At 32.4% G+C, this 4,435-nt stretch carries 4 protein-coding genes; 3 read left to right on the top strand and 1 reads right to left on the bottom strand.

Annotated elements, in window-relative coordinates:
* From ENO17_09950 to ENO17_09960, 3 genes are all read left to right on the top strand, one after another.
* Positions 1–616 (top strand): aminotransferase class I/II-fold pyridoxal phosphate-dependent enzyme (locus ENO17_09950; GenBank protein ID HER25353.1); only part of this gene is annotated, 616 nt, incomplete at its 5' end.
* A gap of 3 nt (positions 617–619) precedes the next feature.
* Complete coding sequence (locus ENO17_09955) at positions 620–1,105, top strand: hypothetical protein (protein ID HER25354.1); 486 nt, start codon at positions 620–622, stop codon at positions 1,103–1,105.
* Positions 1,077–3,227 carry an ATP-dependent DNA helicase PcrA gene (locus ENO17_09960; protein HER25355.1) on the top strand — a complete coding sequence of 717 codons (2,151 nt, stop codon included), beginning with the start codon at positions 1,077–1,079 and terminating at the stop codon, positions 3,225–3,227. The genes ENO17_09955 and ENO17_09960 overlap by 29 nt, the downstream gene beginning before the upstream one ends.
* A gap of 109 nt (positions 3,228–3,336) precedes the next feature.
* Here ENO17_09960 and ENO17_09965 read toward each other — a convergent pair whose 3' ends face one another.
* Entirely contained in the window at positions 3,337–4,275 is a 939-nt protein-coding gene (locus ENO17_09965; GenBank protein HER25356.1) for a hypothetical protein, read from the bottom strand.
* Positions 4,276–4,435: the final 160 nt, after the last annotated feature.

Raw genomic sequence — 4,435 nt, forward strand, 5'->3', positions numbered from 1 at the left:
CCTTAAATATAATATCTATTGTATATGTGATGAAATATACGAAAAATTGATCTATGATAATGCAAAACATTTAAGCTTAGCTTCACTTAGTGATGAAATAAAAGAAAAAATCATCACTATCAACGGAGTATCTAAATCTTATGCTATGACTGGCTGGAGAATTGGTTATGCTGCAGGTTCGGAAGAGATTATTAAAGGTATGTCCAATATTCAAGGGCATAGTACCTCTAACCCTAATTCTATTGCTCAAAAAGCTAGTGTGGAAGCTTTAAAAGGTAAACAAGATGCTATCGAAGAGATGAGAAAAGCCTTCGATGAGCGAAGAAAATATATGGTGAAAAGATTAAAGGAAATAAATGGAGTGACCTGTCTTACCCCAGCCGGAGCTTTTTACGCCTTTCCTAATATAAGAAAAATATTAGATAGAGGAATTGAATATAACGGTAAGAAGATTGATAATTCATTTGACCTCTCTTGTTTTATTTTAAAGGAAATAGAAGTTGCCTTAATTCCGGGAAGTGCATTTGAAGCCGAAGGATATCTGAGGTTATCTTATGCTACATCTATGGAAGATATTAAAGAGGGCTTGGACAGGTTAGAAAATCTTTTAAAATAAATTATGAAAGTAAATCGATTTGCAGTTTATAGATTGCAAAAATTAGCAATTTTGCTCAGAATTTTAGGTTTTGATGTCCTGTATTTTCAAAATGATTATACATCAGTTATTAATATAGCCAAACGAGAACATAGAATTTTGTTATCCAGGGTAAAGTTTTTAAGAAAATTACCCTGGATTTTTTTTCTTTGCAAAGATGATCTTGACGGGCAATTAGAACAAGTTATAAAAGGACTGAGGTTAAAAATATATAAAGAAAATCTATTTTGTAGATGTTCAACTTGCAATAGCTTTTTGCAGCTAGTCCGTGAAAAGGAAATTCAAGGAGAGATTCCAGGTGATGTTTTTGGTAAAGGGTATTGGTTTAAAAGATGCCCTAAGTGTGGAAAAATATTTTGGAATGGAAATCACATCAGGACTCTTAGAGAAAAACTTTGGAAAATGGGAGTTATAGAAAAAGATGAAAATATTGGAAAAATTGAATACTAAACAGCAAGAAGCAGTAAAAGCAAAAGAAGCTTCCATATTGGTTATTGCCGGTGCAGGCAGTGGCAAAACAAAAGTTCTGGCTCACCGAATTGCTTACTTAATTTTTCAAAAGAAAATAAATCCCGGAAATATACTAGCCGTTACTTTTACCAACAAAGCTGCACAGGAGATGAAAAATAGGATTGAGTTATTAGGCGAAATTATTTCTAATAGAAATATGATAAAAGGAACTTGGATGGGTACTTTTCATTCTATTTGTGCACGGATTTTACGTCAGGAGGCAGATATTCTGGGTTACGATAAAAATTTTATTATTTATGATAAAAGTGATCAACTTAGCATGATTAGAAGGTGCCTTGTTACCCTCGACTTAGATAATAAAAAATTTAGCCTCAGTGTTATTGCTGCAATAATTGACCAAGCAAAGAATAATTTAGAGGATAGTGCATTGTTTGAGTATAACGCTATTGGCTATTTTAAGAAGATTGCCGCAAGCGTTTATCAACAATATCAAATAGATTTATTAGAAAATAATGCTATGGATTTTGGAGATCTTATTTTATTAACCGTGAAACTATTTAAAGAGCGACCGGATGTTTTGGAAAATTATCAGAATCAATTTAGATTTATTTTAGTGGATGAATATCAGGATATAAATGTAGCCCAATATCAGTTAGTAAAATTACTTTCCCACCAAGATCATAACTTATTTGTAGTTGGTGATCCCGATCAGAGTATCTATAAATTCCGGGGAGCTGATTTAAGCAATATTTTAAGATTTGAACAGGATTTTCCTCAAAGTAAAGTCATTAAATTAGAGCAGAACTATAGATCTACTAAAGTGATATTAGAAGGAGCAACTAACCTGATAAAACATAATAGGAAGCGCAAAGACAAAGAACTTTGGACCGATAAAAAGGGTGGAGAAAAGATAATTTGTTTTGAAGCAATCAGCGCCCTGGATGAGGCGTTATTGGTAAGCCAAGAGATAATAAAACTAAACAAAGAAGAAGGTAAAACTTTTAAAAATTTTGCTATCTTATATCGGACTAACGCCCAATCGAGGGCATTTGAAGAGATATTTAGTAAACAAGGCATTCCTTTTAAAATAGTTGGTGGTTTAAGATTTTACGAGAGAAAAGAGGTCAAAGATATTCTGGCTTACCTGCGTTTTATTTATGACCAAAAAGACGGAGTGAGTTTTTTAAGGATCATTAATAATCACACCTTAGGTATAGGTAAAATTACTTTAAGCAAAATAGAGGAAATTGCCAGAAAAGGTAATTTAGATTTTCACCATGCTTTAAAACAGGGACTAAGGGTATTAAAAATCTCTTCAGAACGAAAAAAATCAATAGACAAATTTGTTTTTTTGATTGATGAGCTGAGCAAAAAGAAAAAAGAAATCAAGGGGAGCGAACTGCTCATAGAATTAATTAGAAAAATCAATTACTATGAGGAATTAAAAAAAGAAGGGGAATTTAAAGCGGAAATCAAAATTGAAAATATAAAAGAATTGATCCTGGCAGTACAAGAATTTGAAGAGAACAACGAAGATAAATCTATCACTGCCTTCCTGGAATACGTTGCTTTAATCACTGATATTGATCTTTATAAAGGAGAGGAGGATGTAGTTACAGTTATGACCCTGCATAGTGCTAAAGGTTTAGAATTTCCGGTAGTTTTTATTACCGGATTTGAGGAAGGCATCTTTCCTCATTCTCGTTCTCTTCATAGTGAGGAGGAATTAGAAGAAGAAAGAAGGTTATGTTATGTGGGGATGACCAGAGCGAAAGAAAGATTATATCTAACCTATGCCTGGAGAAGAAATTTGAATGGTAATACTTTATTTAACAGTGTATCACGATTTTTTTCAGAGATTCCGAAGCACCTTAAGGAAAAAGCGTACTTAGAAGAAAAAGGAGAAGAAATTCCTTCGCTTGAAAAGCAAAAAGAAAAAATTGAAGTAGCAGTGGGGGATAAAATAAGGCACGCGGATTGGGGAGTAGGAGTTATTTTAAATAAAAGTGATACTAAAAATGATATTTTTATTACAGTAGATTTTGAAAAAGCGGGATTAAAAAAGTTATCGATGAATTTTGCACCCCTGGAAAAATTATAACCAGTAGCGGATAGCATATAAAACACAGTAATTAGTAATTTGTAGGGGTTCGATTTATCGAACCCCTACTCTCTATACGTTAAACGCTTTAGGTTCTATGCTACTCTTCTTATTGTAATGCCTCTTCATTAATGATAATTTCGACCTTAGATTTTAAGTCATTTAATAGATTATCAAAGGCTTCTTTTTGTTTAGTAGGCAGTAAGGTTTGGATGATTTCTTCTTTGACCTCTTCAAGAGTTTTTATAGTTTCTGCTTTTTTATCGGTGATTTTTAAAATATGAAAACCGTAATCGGTTTTTACGATATTGCTTAATTCTTCTATTTCTAAGGCAAAGACGACTTCTTCAATTTCCGGGATTATTGTGCCTTTGGATATATAGCCTAAATCTCCACCTTGAGCTGCACTGGGACCGGTAGATTTTTCTTTGGCAATTTCACTAAAATCTCCTTCCGCTTTTAATTGTTCTAAAACAGCTTGAGCCTCTTCCTCTGTGTTTAATAAAATATTATACAAGTGAATTTGCTCTTTTTCGGTAAAGTTTATTTTGTTTTGTTCATAGTATTCTGAAATTTCTTCCTCATTAACCTCTACCTTATCTAATATTTCTCTTTCTATCAGGACTTGAACCATGATCTGTTCGGTCATCCTTTTAATCTGTTCTTTTACATCCTCGTCTTCTTCTAAACCCATATTTTTTGCTTCCTGAATAAGTAGCTTTTCTGATATCATCTGGTCAAGAACTAAACGCTTATCCAGTTGTAGTTTATTCTCTTCCGGAATCTGTTCCCATAATTGATTAAATTCACCAAGAGTAATGGTGTTTCCCTCAAAAGAAGACAATATAGTCTCGGGGGGAAGAATAACTTCAGCCTCTTCCTGATTTGTTTCAGTACCGGTGGTACCTTCATCCGCCAAAACAACCGACGGAATCAACATCAATAAGATCAAAAAACAAAAACTTAAAATAGCAGTAGTTTTAAAAATGTTTGTAGCTTTATTCATTAAAAAACTCCTTCCAAAATTTATATATATGATTTTTAACATTTGTCATAAAGTGTATCATTTTTCAAATTCAAAGTAAAGATTATTTTAGGTTTTACGATAATAAGATAAGAATAAGAAAGATGTATTTGAAAAACCTTTTTTAAAATGATAGACTTTATAAATCAAATAATGGAAACATGAAAGGCAAATTATACTGAAA

Source organism: Candidatus Atribacteria bacterium (genome assembly GCA_011056645.1).
Taxonomy (GTDB): domain Bacteria; phylum Atribacterota; class Phoenicimicrobiia; order Phoenicimicrobiales; family Phoenicimicrobiaceae; genus Sediminicultor; species Sediminicultor quartus.

Excerpts from the sequence above, each read along its gene's own strand:
- ENO17_09965 (HER25356.1), bottom strand. The coding sequence starts at position 4,275 with ATGTTAAAAATCATATATATAAATTTTGGAAGGAGTTTTTTAATGAAT.
- ENO17_09955 (HER25354.1), top strand. The coding sequence starts at position 620 with ATGAAAGTAAATCGATTTGCAGTTTATAGATTGCAAAAATTAGCAATT.
- ENO17_09960 (HER25355.1), top strand. The coding sequence starts at position 1,077 with ATGAAAATATTGGAAAAATTGAATACTAAACAGCAAGAAGCAGTAAAA.